General features: G+C 44.2%; 12 protein-coding genes. 2 read left to right on the top strand and 10 right to left on the bottom strand.

The genetic code is table 11. From position 1 onward, the window contains the following. Positions 1-111: 111 nt before the first annotated feature. From HMPREF9145_RS12190 to mraZ, 8 genes are all read right to left on the bottom strand, one after another. The gene (locus tag HMPREF9145_RS12190) at positions 112-1,386 is read right to left on the bottom strand and encodes an FtsW/RodA/SpoVE family cell cycle protein (RefSeq protein ID WP_021826620.1); all 1,275 of its coding nucleotides are present in this window, start codon (positions 1,384-1,386) and stop codon (positions 112-114) included. Positions 1,387-1,951: 565 nt separating this feature from the next. Further along, positions 1,952-3,283, bottom strand: coding sequence for a UDP-N-acetylmuramoyl-L-alanine--D-glutamate ligase (gene murD / locus HMPREF9145_RS12185; RefSeq protein WP_021826692.1), 1,332 nt, complete (start codon positions 3,281-3,283; stop codon positions 1,952-1,954). Position 3,284: 1 nt separating this feature from the next. Further along, positions 3,285-4,553 (bottom strand): phospho-N-acetylmuramoyl-pentapeptide-transferase, encoded by a 1,269-nt coding sequence (locus HMPREF9145_RS12180; protein ID WP_021826667.1) that lies wholly within the window; start codon positions 4,551-4,553, stop codon positions 3,285-3,287. Positions 4,554-4,577: 24 nt separating this feature from the next. Then, a complete protein-coding gene (locus tag HMPREF9145_RS12175) occupies positions 4,578-6,029 on the bottom strand; it encodes a UDP-N-acetylmuramoyl-L-alanyl-D-glutamate--2,6-diaminopimelate ligase (RefSeq protein WP_021826732.1) in 1,452 nt (483 codons plus the stop codon). Between the two features lie 24 nt (positions 6,030-6,053). Beyond that, positions 6,054-8,213 carry a penicillin-binding transpeptidase domain-containing protein gene (locus HMPREF9145_RS12170; protein ID WP_021826640.1) on the bottom strand — a complete coding sequence of 720 codons (2,160 nt, stop codon included), beginning with the start codon at positions 8,211-8,213 and terminating at the stop codon, positions 6,054-6,056. Then, positions 8,210-8,740, bottom strand: coding sequence for an FtsL-like putative cell division protein (locus HMPREF9145_RS12165; RefSeq protein WP_021826707.1), 531 nt, complete (start codon positions 8,738-8,740; stop codon positions 8,210-8,212). Before HMPREF9145_RS12165 ends, HMPREF9145_RS12170 begins: the two co-directional genes overlap by 4 nt. After that, entirely contained in the window at positions 8,733-9,683 is a 951-nt protein-coding gene (rsmH, locus tag HMPREF9145_RS12160; protein ID WP_021826718.1) for a 16S rRNA (cytosine(1402)-N(4))-methyltransferase RsmH, read from the bottom strand. Before rsmH ends, HMPREF9145_RS12165 begins: the two co-directional genes overlap by 8 nt. A gap of 42 nt (positions 9,684-9,725) precedes the next feature. Further along, complete coding sequence (mraZ, locus tag HMPREF9145_RS12155; RefSeq protein WP_007134692.1) at positions 9,726-10,181, bottom strand: division/cell wall cluster transcriptional repressor MraZ; 456 nt, start codon at positions 10,179-10,181, stop codon at positions 9,726-9,728. 257 nt (positions 10,182-10,438) lie between these two features. Here mraZ and HMPREF9145_RS12150 point away from each other — a divergent pair, with 257 nt between their 5' ends. Beyond that, entirely contained in the window at positions 10,439-11,284 is an 846-nt protein-coding gene (locus tag HMPREF9145_RS12150; protein WP_007134693.1) for a hypothetical protein, read from the top strand. Positions 11,285-11,309: 25 nt separating this feature from the next. Further along, entirely contained in the window at positions 11,310-12,314 is a 1,005-nt protein-coding gene (locus HMPREF9145_RS12145; protein ID WP_007134694.1) for a GNAT family N-acetyltransferase, read from the top strand. A 354-nt stretch (positions 12,315-12,668) separates the two neighbouring features. Here HMPREF9145_RS12145 and HMPREF9145_RS12140 read toward each other — a convergent pair whose 3' ends face one another. Both HMPREF9145_RS12140 and HMPREF9145_RS12135 read right to left on the bottom strand, forming a co-directional pair. Further along, positions 12,669-14,312 (bottom strand): beta-N-acetylhexosaminidase, encoded by a 1,644-nt coding sequence (locus HMPREF9145_RS12140; RefSeq protein ID WP_021826694.1) that lies wholly within the window; start codon positions 14,310-14,312, stop codon positions 12,669-12,671. Between the two features lie 40 nt (positions 14,313-14,352). Further along, positions 14,353-16,599 (bottom strand): GH92 family glycosyl hydrolase, encoded by a 2,247-nt coding sequence (locus HMPREF9145_RS12135; RefSeq protein WP_021826677.1) that lies wholly within the window; start codon positions 16,597-16,599, stop codon positions 14,353-14,355. Positions 16,600-16,672 lie beyond the last annotated feature (73 nt).

Raw genomic sequence — 16,672 nt, 5'->3', positions numbered from 1 at the left:
ACGAATTACTATGATATTGCAAAAGTAATCAAAAAAATTAGTTTTATACCATTTTACTTTCTTTTTTCACTCCTTTTACAATGCGTTTTACTGACGTTTTAATACAGAAGCTCACTCCGTTATGCTTACTTCTGTTTTTGTCTCGCCCTGACCTGGTTCACCTTTCTTCTTTGCCGAGCGACTAACACTCAGGATTACACCGACATAGATGCAATTAATCATCGTCGAAGTTCCACCCTTACTGATGAGCGGTAAAGGCTGACCGGTGACTGGAGCAAGTCCCACGGCGACACACATATTAAACAATGCCTGCGTGACAAGCAGCAAAGCGAGGCCCATAGCCAGTAAAGCGGGGAAGTTATTCTCGCATCGGCTGGCAATGCGCCCAGTGCGAAAGAGCAGCATAATGTAAAGAACTGCAACGGCAACTGCCCCTTCTACGCCCAACTCTTCAATGATAATAGCATAGATAAAGTCTGAAAAGGCCTGCGAAAGAAAGTCTCGTTCGACGCTGTTTCCTGGTCCTTTACCCACCACATTCGATGAAGCAATGGCGATATTGGCATGAGCCACCTGAGCATCTGTATCTAAGTCGACCTCAGCCGGCGTGACTTCTTTTGAAGAAGTGAACTTATCAATGCGCGATTTCCACGTGTCGGCACGGTGGAAAATCTTGCCCAACAGCCCCTCATCCTTCTTTTGTTGCGCCACCTGTTCAGTCATATTCTTTGATGTTTCAACGTCACCTCGGTCTGTGCCGAGCAACATCACACCGGCAAAAATGACTAAGATTAGCGCAAGAGTTACGCCCATTAGTTTCCCCAACTGACGCATAGGCACACGGCCAATGACCATCATCAACAAGATAACTAAACACAAAAGTGCCGCCGTTGAAAGGTTTTCCAATCCGATAAGGGGCACGATAAAGGCGCACACTATGAGGATAAACTTAAAGGCATTCTTATCTGCTCCATGATCCGTTTGTAGCGCACTAAGTATCTGAGCCGTAGCCAACACAAGAGTACCTTTGGCAATTTCCGACGGCTGGAATTGTATTCCGATGAAACTTACCCATCGTTGTGCGCCGTTGGTAGACTGACCTGCGAAGAAAACCCAAATCAAAGTGATGAACGAAATGACTAACATGAAGGGCGTAAGTATCTTGAAATACTTACACTTTATGTTAAGCGTGATGACCATACAGAATATGCCCATCAACAAGATTCCAAGGTGTTTGATCAATGGAGAGAAATAACTTCCACTCTTATAAGTTAGTCCTGAAGAGGCCGAAAACACCTCTACAACACTAATAATGCACAGGAAGAAGAAGATCATCCAAATGACCTTGTCGCCCTTAAAAATGTTACTAAGTGTCTTTTTGTCCATAACTATTCGAAAAAGAGAGTCTTATCCGCGCCATCATTGCCTAACATTGTCTTTTATTTACCCTGTAATACCGACTAAACACGCGATGTTTCCCGCTACAATAAGTGCCATATCGCATGCTGAGGAAGGTTTTGGCAATAGAGGATTGGCGTCAGAAGCCATCACCGTCTACCAAATATTATTTTATATTTTCTTTATTCTAAAAGCATCGCTCGCTATGCGTTAATGCTCATTTTCATTTCATGTGAGAGACAACCGCTAACCTATTGACTCTCAACATCCTATGCCCCATCTTCTAATTTGCACCATTTCATGCCATCATTTGGGGCATTTCATGCCGCTTTTTGAGCCATATTGCACACTAAAACGGCCTATATTGTGTGCCGTTTTGACTATGAGATGATTCCTCATGCATTAAGCACGCCCCATCATCTAAGTTTCATGAGACCATGTTCCCCACCTAAAAGAGGGTTTAAACAGCTTCTAAGGGTTCACACTTTCTTGCTTTCAGCGAGCTTAAAGGAGCCTATAAATTGAGTTTATAAAGCTTTCTTTGCCCTCGCTTCTATAGCTTTCTTACCATGTCCTTAAACATATTGCCTCGCTCTTCCATGTTGTGGAACAAGTCAAAGCTGGCGCAACATGGGCTTAACAGCACAGTATCGCCGGGCTGTGCCAAGGTATGACAAGCCTCAACACAATCTTTCATGCTGTGGGTATCCCTGATTGTGACGCCCAAGTCATCGAAGTTATCATGCAATTTCTTGTTGTCTGCACCGAGATAAACGATTGCTCGACACTTCTTCTTCACGAGTTCTTTAATCGGAGTGTAGTCATTGCCCTTGTCCTTACCCCCGAGAATGAGAATCGTTGGCGTGGTCATGCTGTCTAAAGCATACCAACAGGCGTCTACATTTGTAGCCTTAGAGTCATTGATATATTGCACTCCATTGACCTTGCAAACCTTTTCCAAACGATGTTCTACACCTGGGAAGTCACCTAATCCCTTACGAATTGCCTCGCTCTTTATGCCTGCAATGTTAGCTGCTAAGCCTGCCGCGAGGCTGTTATGAAGGTTATGTTTGCCGGTCAACGAAAGCTCTTCTTGCTTCATATTGAATGGCGTGGGATAGTCAAGCTTATAGTTTCCATCTTCAATATAGCCGAAAGCACCTTGCTCTTTGTGCTCAGAGAACGGACAAACAAAGGCTTTGGTTTCAAACTTTTCAAGCTCTTTCTGAATCACTGGGTCATCATTCCAATAGATAAAGCTATCTTCCTGCCTTTGGTTTTGAAGGATTCTCATCTTCGCATCGGCATAGTTCTCGAACTTAAAGTCATAGCGATCCAAATGATCGGGAGTGATATTGAGGAGTACTGCGATATTAGCGCGGAAGTCATACATGTTATCTAACTGGAAACTACTAAGCTCAATAACGTAGTATTCGTGTGGATCTTCGGCCACTTGTAACGCCAAACTCTTTCCTATATTGCCTGCTAAACCAACGTCATAACCTGCAGTTTTGAAGATATGATAAATCAAAGAGGTCGTTGTTGTCTTGCCATTACTGCCCGTGATACATACCATTTTAGACTGCGTATAGCGTCCCGCGAACTCGATTTCACTAATGATATGTGTGCCCTGGGCCATGAGTTTCTGAATCATTGGCGCCTCTTTTGGAATGCCGGGGCTTTTGATTATTTCATCGGCATTAAGGATTTTATCAGCCGTGTGATGTCCTTCTTCCCACTCAATGCAATGCTTGTCAAGCAAGTTTTTATACTTATCTTGGATTGAAGACATGTCGGAAACAAACACATCAAAACCCTTTTGCTTTGCCAAAACAGCTGCTCCGGCACCACTTTCGCCGGCTCCTAATATAACGATTCTACTCATCTTATCTAATCTTTAATGTGATAATGGTTAACGCTGCAAGGATAATCGTGATAATCCAAAAGCGTATTGTAATCTTGGCTTCATGCTTAGGACTGTGTGGAGCCTTAAGAAGATACTTGCAATCAGGGTCAAGCTGGTCGTCGGTGACACGGAAATTATCATGAATTGGCGTGCGTTTGAAGATGCGTTGCTTGATGCCTCGCCGCTTACCCAGCTTGAAATAGTAAACTTGAATGATGACACTTAAGCTCTCAACGAAAAAGATTCCACAAAGTATCGGAAGTAAAAGCTCCTTGTGAATGATAATAGCACACACGGCTATAATGCCACCAATTGTGAGCGAACCTGTGTCTCCCATGAACACTTGTGCAGGGTAAGCATTGTACCAAAGGAAACCAATGAGCGCACCAATAAAGGCACACATGAAGACCACAAGCTCTTCGCTTTGAGGTATATACATGATGTTTAGATAGGCGGCAAACTGCAAATGGCTGCTCACATAAGCCAGAATACCAAGCGCAACACCTATAATCGCGGAGTTTCCAGCACACATCCCATCCATGCCATCATTGAGGTTAGCCCCATTACTGACTGCCGTCACGACTAAAATCGTCATAATTACAAAGAGAATCCAGCCTGCTGCAACCTTATGTTTGCCGCAAAAACTCATCAAATTGCTATAACTTAGATTATGACCCTTAACAAATGGGATGGTAGTCTTTAACGATTTATGGGCCTGAGTACGGTGTTTCACCACCATTTCTTTGCCTTGTCGCTCTATGGCTATATTCTCATTTATCTTCACATCGGGCGACATCCATAGCACAAGTCCTACGATTAAGCCTATACCGATTTGCCCAACGATTTTATATTTGCCTTTAAGTCCCTCTTTATCACGGCGAAAAATCTTAATATAATCATCCATACCACCCAGGAATCCTAACCAAACAGTGGTGATAATCATTAAGATAAGATAGACATTACGCAGTCTTCCAAGCAGGAGAACCGGCACAAGAATGGAAAGAATAATAATCACTCCACCCATCGAAGGAACGCCAATCTTCTTCACACCAAAGGGATCTATTGATGCGTCCCGTTGTGTTTCAGTAATCTGTTTACGCTTTAAGAACTTGATAAACCGCTCTCCTGCCCATGCTGAAATGACTAAGGAGAGAATCAAAGCCAATAGGGCACGGAATGAGATATACCCCCAAATACGTGACCCACTGATGCCATAATGCTCAAGAAATCTAAAGAGATAGTATAACATTTGCTTTTAATTTAACCTTTATTTTTATGCTTTGAAAATCTCATGAAGCACTTCTTTATCGTCAAAATGATGTTTCACGCCCTTTATTTCCTGGTAGTTCTCGTGGCCTTTTCCGGCAACAAGCACAACATCTCCCTTTTGGGCCATCATGCAAGCAGTGCGAATGGCTTCCTTACGGTCAACAATTGATATCACCTTTCGCATCTGTTGTTCATTCAATCCTGCAAGCATTTCATTGATAATCTCTTGTGGATCTTCGAATCGGGGATTATCACTTGTGATGATAACCTTGTCACTTTGGCGCACCGCCTCTTGTGCCATAAGGGGTCGTTTGCCTTTATCACGGTTTCCACCAGCACCACATACGGTAATCACATGGCCTTTTCCGTCAAGTACTTCGTGAATAGCGTTGAGCACATTTGCCAGTGCATCAGGCGTATGTGCATAGTCAACAATAGCCGTAAAGCCTTCAGGAGAGTGGATAGGTTCAAGTCGTCCGCTGACACTATGAAGTGTGCTGAGCACTAAAAGGATATCTTCGGGCTTCTTACCTAACATGATTGCAGCACCATAAACAGCCAAAAGATTGCTGACATTAAACTTACCAATAAACTGAACGCCAACTTCTCGGCCGTCAATCTCAAGATACATGCCTTCAAAATGGCATTCAAGAATACGTGCACGGAAGTCTGCCATCGAACGGATAGAATAAGTTTTAACGGTTGCTTTGGTATTCTGCACCATGATCATCCCATTCTTATCGTCGGCATTTGTTATGGCAAAAGCATCCTTTGGCAAGCCATCAAAGAAAGCTTTCTTGGCATTTCGGTAGTTCTCAAATGTCTTATGATAATCCAAATGATCGCGAGTGAGATTGGTAAACAAGCCTCCTGCAAACTTCAAACCACCAATACGCTTCTGATGAATGGCATGACTCGAACACTCCATAAAGGCGTATTCACATCCTGCTTCAACCATTTTAGCCAATAACTCATTAAGTTCTATGGGGTCAGGTGTCGTGTGATCAGCTGGTACTTCCACGTCATCTATATAGTTACATACCGTTGAAAGAAGTCCTACTTTGTAGCCAAACTTGCGGAACATATTATATAATAAGGTGGCAATAGTAGTCTTTCCATTGGTTCCTGTCACGCCAACTAACTTCAACTTATGCGATGGATTACCATAGAATAAGGTAGCAACCTTGCCAACAGCATCTTCAGTTGACTCCACCTGTACATAGGTTATGTGGTCTGAAAGCTTTTCAGGCAGCTCCTCACAAAGTACAGCGTCTGCGCCAAGCTCAATGGCCTTATCGATAAACTGATGTCCATCAACCTGCGTTCCCCTTATGGCAACGAAGAGATGTCCAGCCTTAATACGGCGTGAATCAATATTAACACCCGTGATTTCTACATTATCATTTCCGACAATCTTTATCGGAGTGATGTTCTTGAGAACTTCGTTTAATTTCATATTGTATGTATTTCAGTTTCTCTTTTATTCCAAAACAAGCGTGATACGCTCACCTTTCTTTATATAATGTCCTGGTTCTAAGCTTTGCTTAACAACCTTTCCACGTCCCGAGACAATGGTCTTCACACCGCGACGCTCTAATAAAAAGACTGCATCTCGTGCTCCCATACCAACCACATTAGGGATATACTTCCCATTATTTATGGTTTCTCGTTCCAAGAGTATAGTCTTATTACCATTCTTTTTCTCTGCTTTTCCCCAGATAGGATTGCCATCTGCATAACTGCCGCTCCAGCTTTTATTTGTATTTATGCCTAAATGTGTGAGCACATAGTCAGCAGCTAAGATGTTACCGGCTTTCACATCAGGAATCAATACCGACGAAGAGTCACGCGCATCTTTAACATCTAACTTCAAGCTCTGTGCCATAATACCTTCTGCAATGTTATGAAAGACAACACCACTCATGCCACCTCCACTTGCAGGAAGGCCAGATTTCTGAATACAAACAATACAACTATAGCGGGGAGCATCGTCAGGAAAGTAACCCGCAAAGCTCAACAAATAGTTCGTTCCGCCATTCTTGTATCCCTGAGCACCTTTAGACATCTGGGCCGTTCCAGTCTTTCCTGCAACTCTAAACGAGGGAGAGCCAGCCTTCTTTCCAAGCCCTTGACTGACCACATGGTCGAGAATCGTTTGTATTTCACGTAAAGTTTTCTCCTTACATATATGTGCTCGCATCACCTCTGGAGGGAATTCCATGATGACTTCGCCATTCTTTACTACCTCTTTCACAAAGCGTGGACGCATCATTTTGCCATTATTTGCAATCGCATTATAGAAGGTTAGCGTCGAGATTGGAGGCACTTGAGTCTCATATCCAATACTCATCCAAGGCAAAGCTGTATGACTCCAGTTCACCCATTCACCTCTTTCATTCTTCTTTGGCATGCGAATTCGTGCCGGAGAAGCACCCACTAAAGGAATCCGAAGGTTATCCGCGAGGCCCGTACGGTATATTCCTCGTATGAACTTTTCAGGGTCATTACGATAATGATCATCAATAATTCGGCTCACACCTATATTCGAACTCACCATCAAAGTCTGTGGTAAAGTAAGCACACCATAGCCACCTCGTCTCCAGTTATGGTCTTTCATTTCACGTCCATACATAGGCCACACGCCAGATCCCGTATTGACTTGATAGTTTGTATCAACCACTCCATCATCTAATGCCGTCATGATTGAGGCTGTCTTAAATACAGATCCCGGCTCAAGAAGGTCGCTTACAGCATGATTATGGATTTCTCTGTACTCGCCATCTACACACTTTTCCATGTTGACTATAGCCTTAATATCTCCTGTTGCGACTTCCATTACTATAGCAACGCCTACGTTTCCATTTATTAATTTCAGTTCATCAATGACGGAACGCTCAGCTAAATCCTGCATGCCTACATCTATAGTTGTGACGATATCTGCACCATCTATTGGCGGAGTATCCATGATATCAAGGAACCGATTGAGTACTTTTCGGCGATGAATGATTCCATTTGACCCTCTAAGTATAGAGTCGTAAGACAGTTCTAAGCCAAAGCGCGCCGTGTCTTTTGCACCAAACATTGCACCAATTGTACGTCCGGCCAAAGAACCATAACTACGTTTTCGCGCGTTATACTCCTCAACATGAAAGCCACTTTTGTTTTGAGAGAGGTTAAAAACAGGCAGCGCTTTCACCTCCGTATACGTGTTATAGTCTACACGTTTATTCCATATCGCCCAATGACGACTTTGCTTTTTCCGTCCCTCAGCAAGCTCTTGCTTGAATGCAGCAGCTGATTTCTCGGGGAAAATATGGTTCAACCCCATACAGACAGAATCGATTTTAGCATCCCAAAGCGAATCACTCTTGGCATCATGCAAGGCCTTAAAGTCCATGAACAGCTTGAATTCAGGTAACGAACTCGCCATTAATTGTCCATCACAACTTAAGATATTGCCTCGCATCGGCTTTACACTGACGCTATCTCTCTTTACTCTATCAGCCACCTTCATCCAGTAATCACGCTTCGCAGTCATTAAGAACAACATCTTACCTACGACTAACACAGCAATCACCGTCATCAAAATGGCGATGGCACTGTATCTCGGCATTACTTTGTTACTATCAAACTTACTCATTCTTCGGGTACATTTATAATATAAGGTGGCTGACTTGCTATCTTTAACACACTGTCTTTATTGTTCTTCAACAGCTCAAGCACGTGGCTTTCCCTACTCTTTTCCGTCAACGAACTGCTGCTTGAAAGTGCTTTATATCGGGCATCTTGCAATTCGTCTTGTAGCTTATCTATCTCTATAAGGTCGTTCTGCACACTATAACGATTAGCAATATACACAATCAAGAAACCCGTAATAAGCAGAAATACACCTATCTGATGACGTATTGTCTGTGTGGTTAGCACGTCACCACCAAGGATTTTCTTCAACGTGAAATGCGAAGCAAGCGGCGATTCATCTTCTGTGGCCTGCTTTTCTATGACTTCTTTAAGCGTAGGACCTTCGTCATCAACCGAAGTTGTGACCTCACTTTTTACAGCTTCAGATTCATACTTCGTGCTGTTCTCTTGGCCCCTTTCCTTTTCCTTCGCTGTATTTGACACTTCAGCCGTTTCACTTTTCAGCTTATTTAGTCCCTCGTCATTCATTCTTTTCTGCTATTCTTAGTTTCGCACTACGGCTTCTGGGATTCTCCTGTTGCTCATTTTCAGAAGGTACTATCACCTTATTGTTTATGAGAGTGAAAGGAGTCTCAATCCTTCCATAAAAGTCTTGTATCCTTTTTCCTTCCACATTACCAGTCTTCATCATGTTTTTTACAATGCGGTCTTCAAGCGAATGATAGGTAATCACACTCAATCTACCTCCTGGTTTCAGTAGTTCTGTTGCTGACTTCAGCATCTCTTTCAGTGCATCCATCTCATGATTGACTTCTATTCTCAAGGCTTGAAACACCTTCGCCAAGTCTTTTTTCTCACGTTCTTTCTTGAATATTGGCTCCAATATTCCAAGTAAATCTTGCGTCGTTGCTATGCGTTGCTGCAGCCGAGCCTTTACAACAGCTGCTGCAAGACGCCGAGATTGTTTTATTTCTCCATAGAGATAGAATAGATTTGCAAGTGCTTCTTCGTCATAATCATTCACGATATCAGCTGCCGTCTTGCCTGCTCTCTTATTCATACGCATATCTAATTGCGCATCAAAACGAAAAGAAAAACCACGACTTTCGTCGTCAAAATGATGACTCGAAACCCCCAAATCAGCCAGTAATCCATCTATACTCTCAACGCCATAATAACGCATCCAGTTTTTCAAATAACGGAAATTGCTACGCACAAACGTAAATCTTGAATCATCAACAAACCGGCGTTCTGCACCAACTTCACTACGCATCACATTCTGTTCTGCGTCAGCATCTTGATCAAAACTATACAAATGAGCCTGTTCATCCAGCCGAGACAAGATCTCACTACTATGCCCGCCACCACCAAAAGTGACATCAACATAGACTCCCCCAGACTGAATATTCAGTCCATCTACACTCTCTTTCAAGAGCACAGGCACGTGATAGGTCTCTGCTTTCTTTACCATAACTAAGATGTTTTGTGCTTACGCACTATCTTTTTTCGTTTATTACTTTTCTTCTTTCAATTCCATCAGTGACTGCAAAGCACTGCCAAAATTTTGTGGATTAACGAAAGGAGTCTCGCTGTTATCCTTACTCCATATCTCAATCGTATCGTCGACACCAATGAATTTCAATTCTTGTTCTATACCAGCAAACTTCAAATAGCGCTTAGGAATCAAAAAACGACCATTGCCATCAAGCGAAATCACCTCGGCATCCGACACAAACTGGCGAAAGATTTGCCATTGTTCTTTATCCCACCGGTTTAGCCGTTGCCTCAGAATATCAAGTTGTTCATTCCACACACGCTCAGGATAGAGCACCAAACAAGACTCAAATACGTCCTTGCGAAGCACAAGATTATCCTCGCCTGAAGCTTGAAGCACCTTGCGAAATATGGCCGGAAGGAAAGCTCTTCCTTTGGCATCGGCCTTAGCTTCTATGTTACCTAAAAAGCGCATGCGTACCTAAATATAGGGTATCCGGGTTCAAAGATACATAAAATTCTCCACACTTCCCCACTTTTCTCCACTTATTTTAGTTTTCTTCTCAAATGTAACAACATCTTCACAGATGTTTAACATCATCCTCCATCGCATTTAATTACAAAACGAAAGAAAATCAATCATCAAACGGGAAAAATGAATATTTTTGGTTGAAAAAGTAACTTTTTAGAAAAACTTATGTTATTTTTGCATGATGTTAGTAGGAAACGAGGATGAAAGAAAGTGTAGAGAAGACCATAGACATCAAAAGAATTCTTAAAGACAAGATGGGTAGTAAGGCACGCTTTGTGCCTTGTTTTCTTGTTGCTTGGCTGAAAAAGATTATTCACGAAGATGAAGTTAATCGCTTTCTTTGGGAGAATCGCAACCTAAAAGGCACTGAATGGCTTACTGCTTGCGTGCAATATCTCGACATGACGCTTGACATTGTAGGAGCTGAAAACCTACCCGATAAGAACGATGGAAAGCTATATACCTTCGTCTCTAATCACCCATTAGGAGGTCAAGACGGCGTTTCTTTAGGCTCAATCATCGGCCGTCACTATGATGGTAAGTTCAGATATCTGGTTAATGACCTATTATTGAACCTTCCAGGACTAAAGCCTGTCAGCATAGGAATCAACAAAACAGGCAAGCAAAGCCGTGACTTTCCACGCATGGTAGAGGCAGGTTTCAACAGCGATAACCACTTATTGATGTTTCCTGCAGGGTTAAATAGCCGTAGGATCAATGGAGAAATCCACGATCTTCCATGGAAAAAGACGTTCATAACCAAAAGCGTTGAGACCCACAGAGACGTGGTTCCTATCCACTTTAGCGGTCAAAACTCAAAACGATTCTACCGCATTGCCAAGTTCAGTGACCGCTATTTACCCTTCAATTTAGCCATGCTTTTCCTCGTGGATGAGATGTATCGAAATGTTGGAAAGACGTTTCGCATCACCATTGGTAAACCTATTCCATGGCAGACTTTCAATAAAACAAAAACACCGATGGAATGGGCTAATTTCGTAGAAGAACGCGTTTATGCACTTTCATCGAATGACAATAAAGAATAACGATCCTAATAAGAGAAGATAAGAAATGGAAGAAGAGATTATCCAACCCATTGACCGAGCTCTCCTAAAGCGTGAACTCACTCTTGAACGACAGCTTCGTATGACGAACAAAAGCAACAATGAGATTTATGTTGTGACGTCACACGAGGCACCAAATGTCATGAAAGAGATAGGCAGACTGCGTGAGATTGCGTTCCGAAGTGCAGGAGGAGGCACTGGAAAAGCTATGGATATCGATGAATTCGACACGATGGATAACTGTTGCAAACAACTCATTGTGTGGAACCCCGAGGCTGAAGAAATCATCGGAGGATATCGTTATCTCTTCGGATCGGATTGGAAAATAGACGACAAAGGCCAACCCATTCTTGCCACAAGTCACATGTTTCATTTCTCCGAAAAGTTCATGAAAGAGTATGCTCCCTATACCGTTGAATTAGGAAGAAGCTTTGTTTCTCTCGAATATCAAAACGCTCGAACTAACAGTAAGAGTATCTTTGCACTCGACAATCTATGGGATGGGCTCGGAGCGCTTACCGTAATAAACCCTAATTGCAAATATTTCTTTGGCAAAATGACGATGTATCCGTCATATATTCGCAAGGGAAGAGACATGATTCTCTATTTCTTGAAGAAGCATTTTGACGACAAAGAACATCTCATTATGCCGATAAAACCGCTGAAAATTGAAACTCCTGAGCAAGAGTTATCAGCCTTATTCTGCAAAGATAACTTTAAGGAAGACTACCGAATCCTAAATAAACATATACGTGAATTCGGCTATAACATACCGCCGTTGATTAATGCTTACATGGGCCTTAGCCCTACAATGAAACTCTTTGGCACCGCCATCAACTACGGATTTGGCGAAGTTGAGGAGACCGGTATCCTCATTGCTGTCGACGAAATCCTTGAAGATAAACGCGTTCGCCACATTGATAGCTATGTCAAAGAGCATCCAGAGGCAATGCATATCACAAGCGGTGCAAACCAAGTGATTTATAAAAATCAGTGTAATAACATTTGGTAAGCTAAAACCTCTCTAGTTTTAGTAATAGACATTTGGTTGGTCATTCCATAGAGAACGATTACTTATACGGAAACTACCTTGAAATTGCCAACCACAATCCTTACAAAGATACATTTAAACATCACACTGACACCCTCTCTCTCTTTTTAACATTTGGACCATTGCAGAAGATACGATTTTAATTCATAGGTTTTCAAATGTTAAAAAGTTAATAAATAAAAGGATTCCGATAGGGTTCAGCTTACAAAATATCTATTACATCGAGAATTTGAATCTCGAAGCAGTTGAAATTACACTACCATTTTTTCCATTACAACAAAGCTTTGGAAAACTTCGTATTACTTGTCATCTGGATTACCAATCATCTCTATTGTGGTTGTACCTTCCGGGCCAGATGTGTAGGGCATAGGTATAGCCGTAATGGTCGTAAAGGCGAGCCAGACGTGTGACACGTTCCACAAATTCGGTGTAATTCTTGCGCGAAGCAGGCATCCATTGCACCTCGGCAAGAGCCGCTATGCGTGGCAACATCATGTATTCGGCTTGCGCAGTGGTGGGAACATACTCGGTCCAGAGGTTTCCTTGCACGCCGATGATGCGGCTTGTGATGTCGGCCGACACTGTATCAGGGCGTGGATTAAAACTATACACTTGCTCAACGGGTAGGTAACCGCCGATTGCTTGCGGCTCGTGAAGCGTGTTTTTCGTCTGATAATAGTCGAAATAGGCATATTTACCAGGGCAAGTGATAACATTGTGCCCTGCATTTGCAGCCTTAGTCCACGTTGATAGGTAACGTCGGCTGAGCACAATGGTCGACTTAGCCAGTTCGCCTTCCAGTATTTCGTCCCACCCAATCACCGTTTTGCCTTTTTGGTTGATGTATTGTTCCATGCGCTTGGTGAAATATTGTTGTAGATGTTTGGTGTCGATGCCTTGCTCTTTGGCTTTATCTTGGCAGCGTTTGCACTGTTGCCATCGCGTGGAAGGCGCCTCGTCGCCCCCGATGTTAAAGTAGGCTGAGGGGAAAACTTGGTTTAACTCGTCGATGATGTCTTGTAAAACGGCATAGACGCGCTCGTTACCCACGCAGAGCACATCGTGGTATACGCCCCAGTTGTGGCCCACGGTGTAGGGGCCGCCTGTGCATCCCAGCTCGGGATAAGCAGCCAATAGCGCTTTGGTATGTCCGGGAATATCTATCTCGGGTATTACTTCGATGTGCCTTTGTCGGGCATATTCCACAATCTGCTTTATTTCTTCTTGGGTATAAAAGCCGCCATGCGGCTGATGGTCGTCCACATCCGAGTTATGCCCCACAACCGTTCCACTTCGCCAAGCGCCAATTTCCATCAGCTTAGGATACTTCTTTATTTCAATACGCCAGCCTTGGTCCTCGCTTAGATGCCAGTGAAAAACGTTCATATTGTGTAGGGCCATCATGTCGATAAAGCGTTTAACAAAGCTTACTGGGAAGAAATGTCGACCGCAGTCGAGCATCATACCTCGATAAGGCAGCAAAGGGGCATCGGCAATTTGCACGGCAGGCAGTTCCACTGGGGCAGCCGCCTTGTTGCTCGTTGCTACGGGTAAGGCCTTGCGCAGTGTTTGAATGCCATAGAAAACACCAGCTGCAGTGCTGCCGGCGATAGTCACTTGCTTTTGTGTCACAGTTATGCGATAGGCCTCTTTTCCGGCAATCTTATTGTCTAGTGTGAGCAAGATATGGCCTGCACCCTTGGGAGCTGTGGTTGTGTGGGCTAGCTTTATGCCTGTGGCATCTGCGATGTATTCTGCCAGGAAGTGGGCATTGTGCTGCATCAGTTCGTTGGAAGTGGTGCAAGTAATGGCTGTACTTTCGCTTAACACGAAGGGCTTGCCTTTGACCATCGTGATGGATTGCGGCAAAGGCACTACGTTGTAATTGGCTGTTGCCGAGTGGGTGGTGATGGACAGCAGGCAAAAGGCTGCCAGGAGGAGAGCTTGTTTGAATGTCATGAGCTTATGTTTTGTTTATTTTGTGGGTAAAGGCTTGGGCTTATTGATGGAGAATGACTGGTACATTTTCTTCTGCACGCATTTTAAATTCCAGCTTTGCGCCCTTCATCAGTTCGCTATGCTTCACGAATTGGGAGTGATATGGTTGCCCATTTAGCAAAAGTTGCGATACATATATATTTGTGGGGCTGTTTTGCGGAGCGACAATATGGATGGTTTTTCCATTGGGAAGGTGCAAGGTGGCTTGCCTAAACAGCGGACTGCCCACTGCATATTCGCCGCTGATGGGCGACAAAGGATAAAAGCCCAAGGCCGAGAATATGTACCAAGCAGACATCTGCCCGTTGTCTTCGTCGCCACAATAGCCGTCGGGACGTGGCGCATAAAGGCGCGACATGATGGTTCGCACCAGGCGTTGTGTCTTCCACGGCTGGCAAAAAGCGTAGAGGTATGGCACGTGGTGCATAGGCTCGTTCAAGTGGGCGTATTGTCCCATGTCGGCATTCTGCATCTCCCTGATGAGGTGGATGATGCCACGCTTATAATAAGAAATGTCGTAACGCTGGGTTTGCGAGAACACCGAGTCGAGCTTTTCCACAAATTTGGCTTGTCCGCCCATCAGCTTTTGCAGCCCAATAACGTCGTGCGGAACAAACCAAGTGTATTGCCAACTGTTGCCTTCTGTAAAGTGGTCGCCCCAGCGATATGGGTCGAAAGGCGTTAAGAAACGCCCTTTACTGTCTTTGGGGCGCATCAATCCCGTGTTCTTGTCGAACAAGTGGCGATAATTAAGACTTCTTTGGCGGAAAGTTTCTTGCTCCTTCTTGGGGCGGTTCAATGTTTGGGCCAGGCGATAGATGCAATAATCGTCGTAAGCATACTCCAAGGTGCGCGACACGTTCTGGTTAACGTCCACATCGCAAGGCACATATCCCAATGCGTTGTATTGGGCAAAGCCCTTCCTGCCAACCGAACTAACAGGGCCAACGCCTTCCGTACTCTTGCGGATGGCCTCATAAAGCAGGCCTATATCGTACCCGCGAATGCCTTTGAGGTAAGCATCGGCGATAACTGATGCCGAGTGTTGCCCAATCATGCAATCGCGATGTCCAGGACTGAACCATTCGGGCAACCATCCGCTTTCCTTATAAACGTTTTCCAACCCACGCAAAATTTCGGCCACGATATTTGGATACATCAGGTTGAGGAAAGGGAATTGCGCCCTGAACGTGTCCCAAAATCCGTTGTCGGCATACAGGATGCCAGGCATGATGCGCCCATTATATGGACTGTAATGCAGGGTGTCGCCTTTGGCGTCTATCTCGTAGAACTTGCGTGGAAATATCAACATGCGATAAAGGCAGGTGTAGAAGGTGCGCATTTCATCGTCGGTGCCGCCCGCAACGCTTACTTTGGCCAATTCCGCATCCCAAATTTGTTCGGCCTTTGCTTTCACTTCGTCGAAGCTCTGGCTGCCAATTTCGCGTAAGTTAAGCTCAGCTTGCTCTTCGCTAATATACGAAGTGGCGATGTGCATCTCAACGGTTTCTCCCCGTTTAAGGTCGAAACCCACCACGGCTCCCACATGTTGTCCTTGCTGTTCGTATTGGCCATCTAGCAATTGCTTGTCTTTCCAGATGGTGGCGTTGAGGAAAGGGCGGTTGAAGGTTATCACGAAGAAGTTTTTAAACCCCTTACCAACTCCGCCGTTGTTTTTTGTTGAATAGCCCACAATACGCCTTTGCTCGGGTATAAGCTTAACATACGAACCGCCATTACAAGCATCTATCACCACGTACGCGCTGTCGCCGCCGTTAAACCGCATTCTAAATGCCACTGCCCTTTCGGTGGGCGTAAGCTCCACGTTGGTTTGGGCATCGCCTAGGTAGGCGTGATAATAATGAGGCAGCGCAATTTCTGTTTTGTGCGAAAACCAACTGCGGCGGCGTTCTTCGGTAAAATCATTGCGGCGCGTAATGGGCATTACCGATAGTTGGCCGTAATCGTTAATCCAAAGACTGGCTTGGTGGGTCTGCTTAAAGCCGTAGAGAAAGTTCTCTTGATAGGTATACAGAAAGCCATTGCCTAGCTTTCCCGTGTGTGGTGCCCAGTTGTTCATGCCGAAGGGTAGGCAAACGGTTGGGTAGGTGTTGCCGTTGGATAGTTCCATGCTCGAATGTGTGCCCATCAGTGGGTTCACATAGTGGGTCAGTCCCTCTGCTTTGCAGAGCATTGTGCCTGCAAATGCAAGGAGGTAGGCTAAGAGATAGCTATTGGGTCGTTTCATTTTTTGAGTGGGGGTTAATTGACATATATGACATGCGTGTAGAGACTTGCGAGTGTGGCGAATGGTGGAAAGG

It is taken from the genome of Segatella salivae F0493 (genome assembly GCF_000477535.1).
Taxonomy (GTDB): domain Bacteria; phylum Bacteroidota; class Bacteroidia; order Bacteroidales; family Bacteroidaceae; genus Prevotella; species Prevotella salivae.
This window is presented reverse-complemented; position numbering and strand designations above follow the sequence as displayed.

Coding starts and splice junctions, on each gene's coding strand:
- HMPREF9145_RS12190 (WP_021826620.1), bottom strand. CDS start 1,386: ATGGACAAAAAGACACTTAGTAACATTTTTAAGGGCGACAAGGTCATT.
- murD (WP_021826692.1), bottom strand. CDS start 3,283: ATGAGTAGAATCGTTATATTAGGAGCCGGCGAAAGTGGTGCCGGAGCA.
- HMPREF9145_RS12180 (WP_021826667.1), bottom strand. CDS start 4,553: ATGTTATACTATCTCTTTAGATTTCTTGAGCATTATGGCATCAGTGGG.
- HMPREF9145_RS12175 (WP_021826732.1), bottom strand. CDS start 6,029: ATGAAATTAAACGAAGTTCTCAAGAACATCACTCCGATAAAGATTGTC.
- HMPREF9145_RS12170 (WP_021826640.1), bottom strand. CDS start 8,213: ATGAGTAAGTTTGATAGTAACAAAGTAATGCCGAGATACAGTGCCATC.
- HMPREF9145_RS12165 (WP_021826707.1), bottom strand. CDS start 8,740: ATGAATGACGAGGGACTAAATAAGCTGAAAAGTGAAACGGCTGAAGTG.
- rsmH (WP_021826718.1), bottom strand. CDS start 9,683: ATGGTAAAGAAAGCAGAGACCTATCACGTGCCTGTGCTCTTGAAAGAG.
- mraZ (WP_007134692.1), bottom strand. CDS start 10,181: ATGCGCTTTTTAGGTAACATAGAAGCTAAGGCCGATGCCAAAGGAAGA.
- HMPREF9145_RS12150 (WP_007134693.1), top strand. CDS start 10,439: ATGAAAGAAAGTGTAGAGAAGACCATAGACATCAAAAGAATTCTTAAA.
- HMPREF9145_RS12145 (WP_007134694.1), top strand. CDS start 11,310: ATGGAAGAAGAGATTATCCAACCCATTGACCGAGCTCTCCTAAAGCGT.
- HMPREF9145_RS12140 (WP_021826694.1), bottom strand. CDS start 14,312: ATGACATTCAAACAAGCTCTCCTCCTGGCAGCCTTTTGCCTGCTGTCC.
- HMPREF9145_RS12135 (WP_021826677.1), bottom strand. CDS start 16,599: ATGAAACGACCCAATAGCTATCTCTTAGCCTACCTCCTTGCATTTGCA.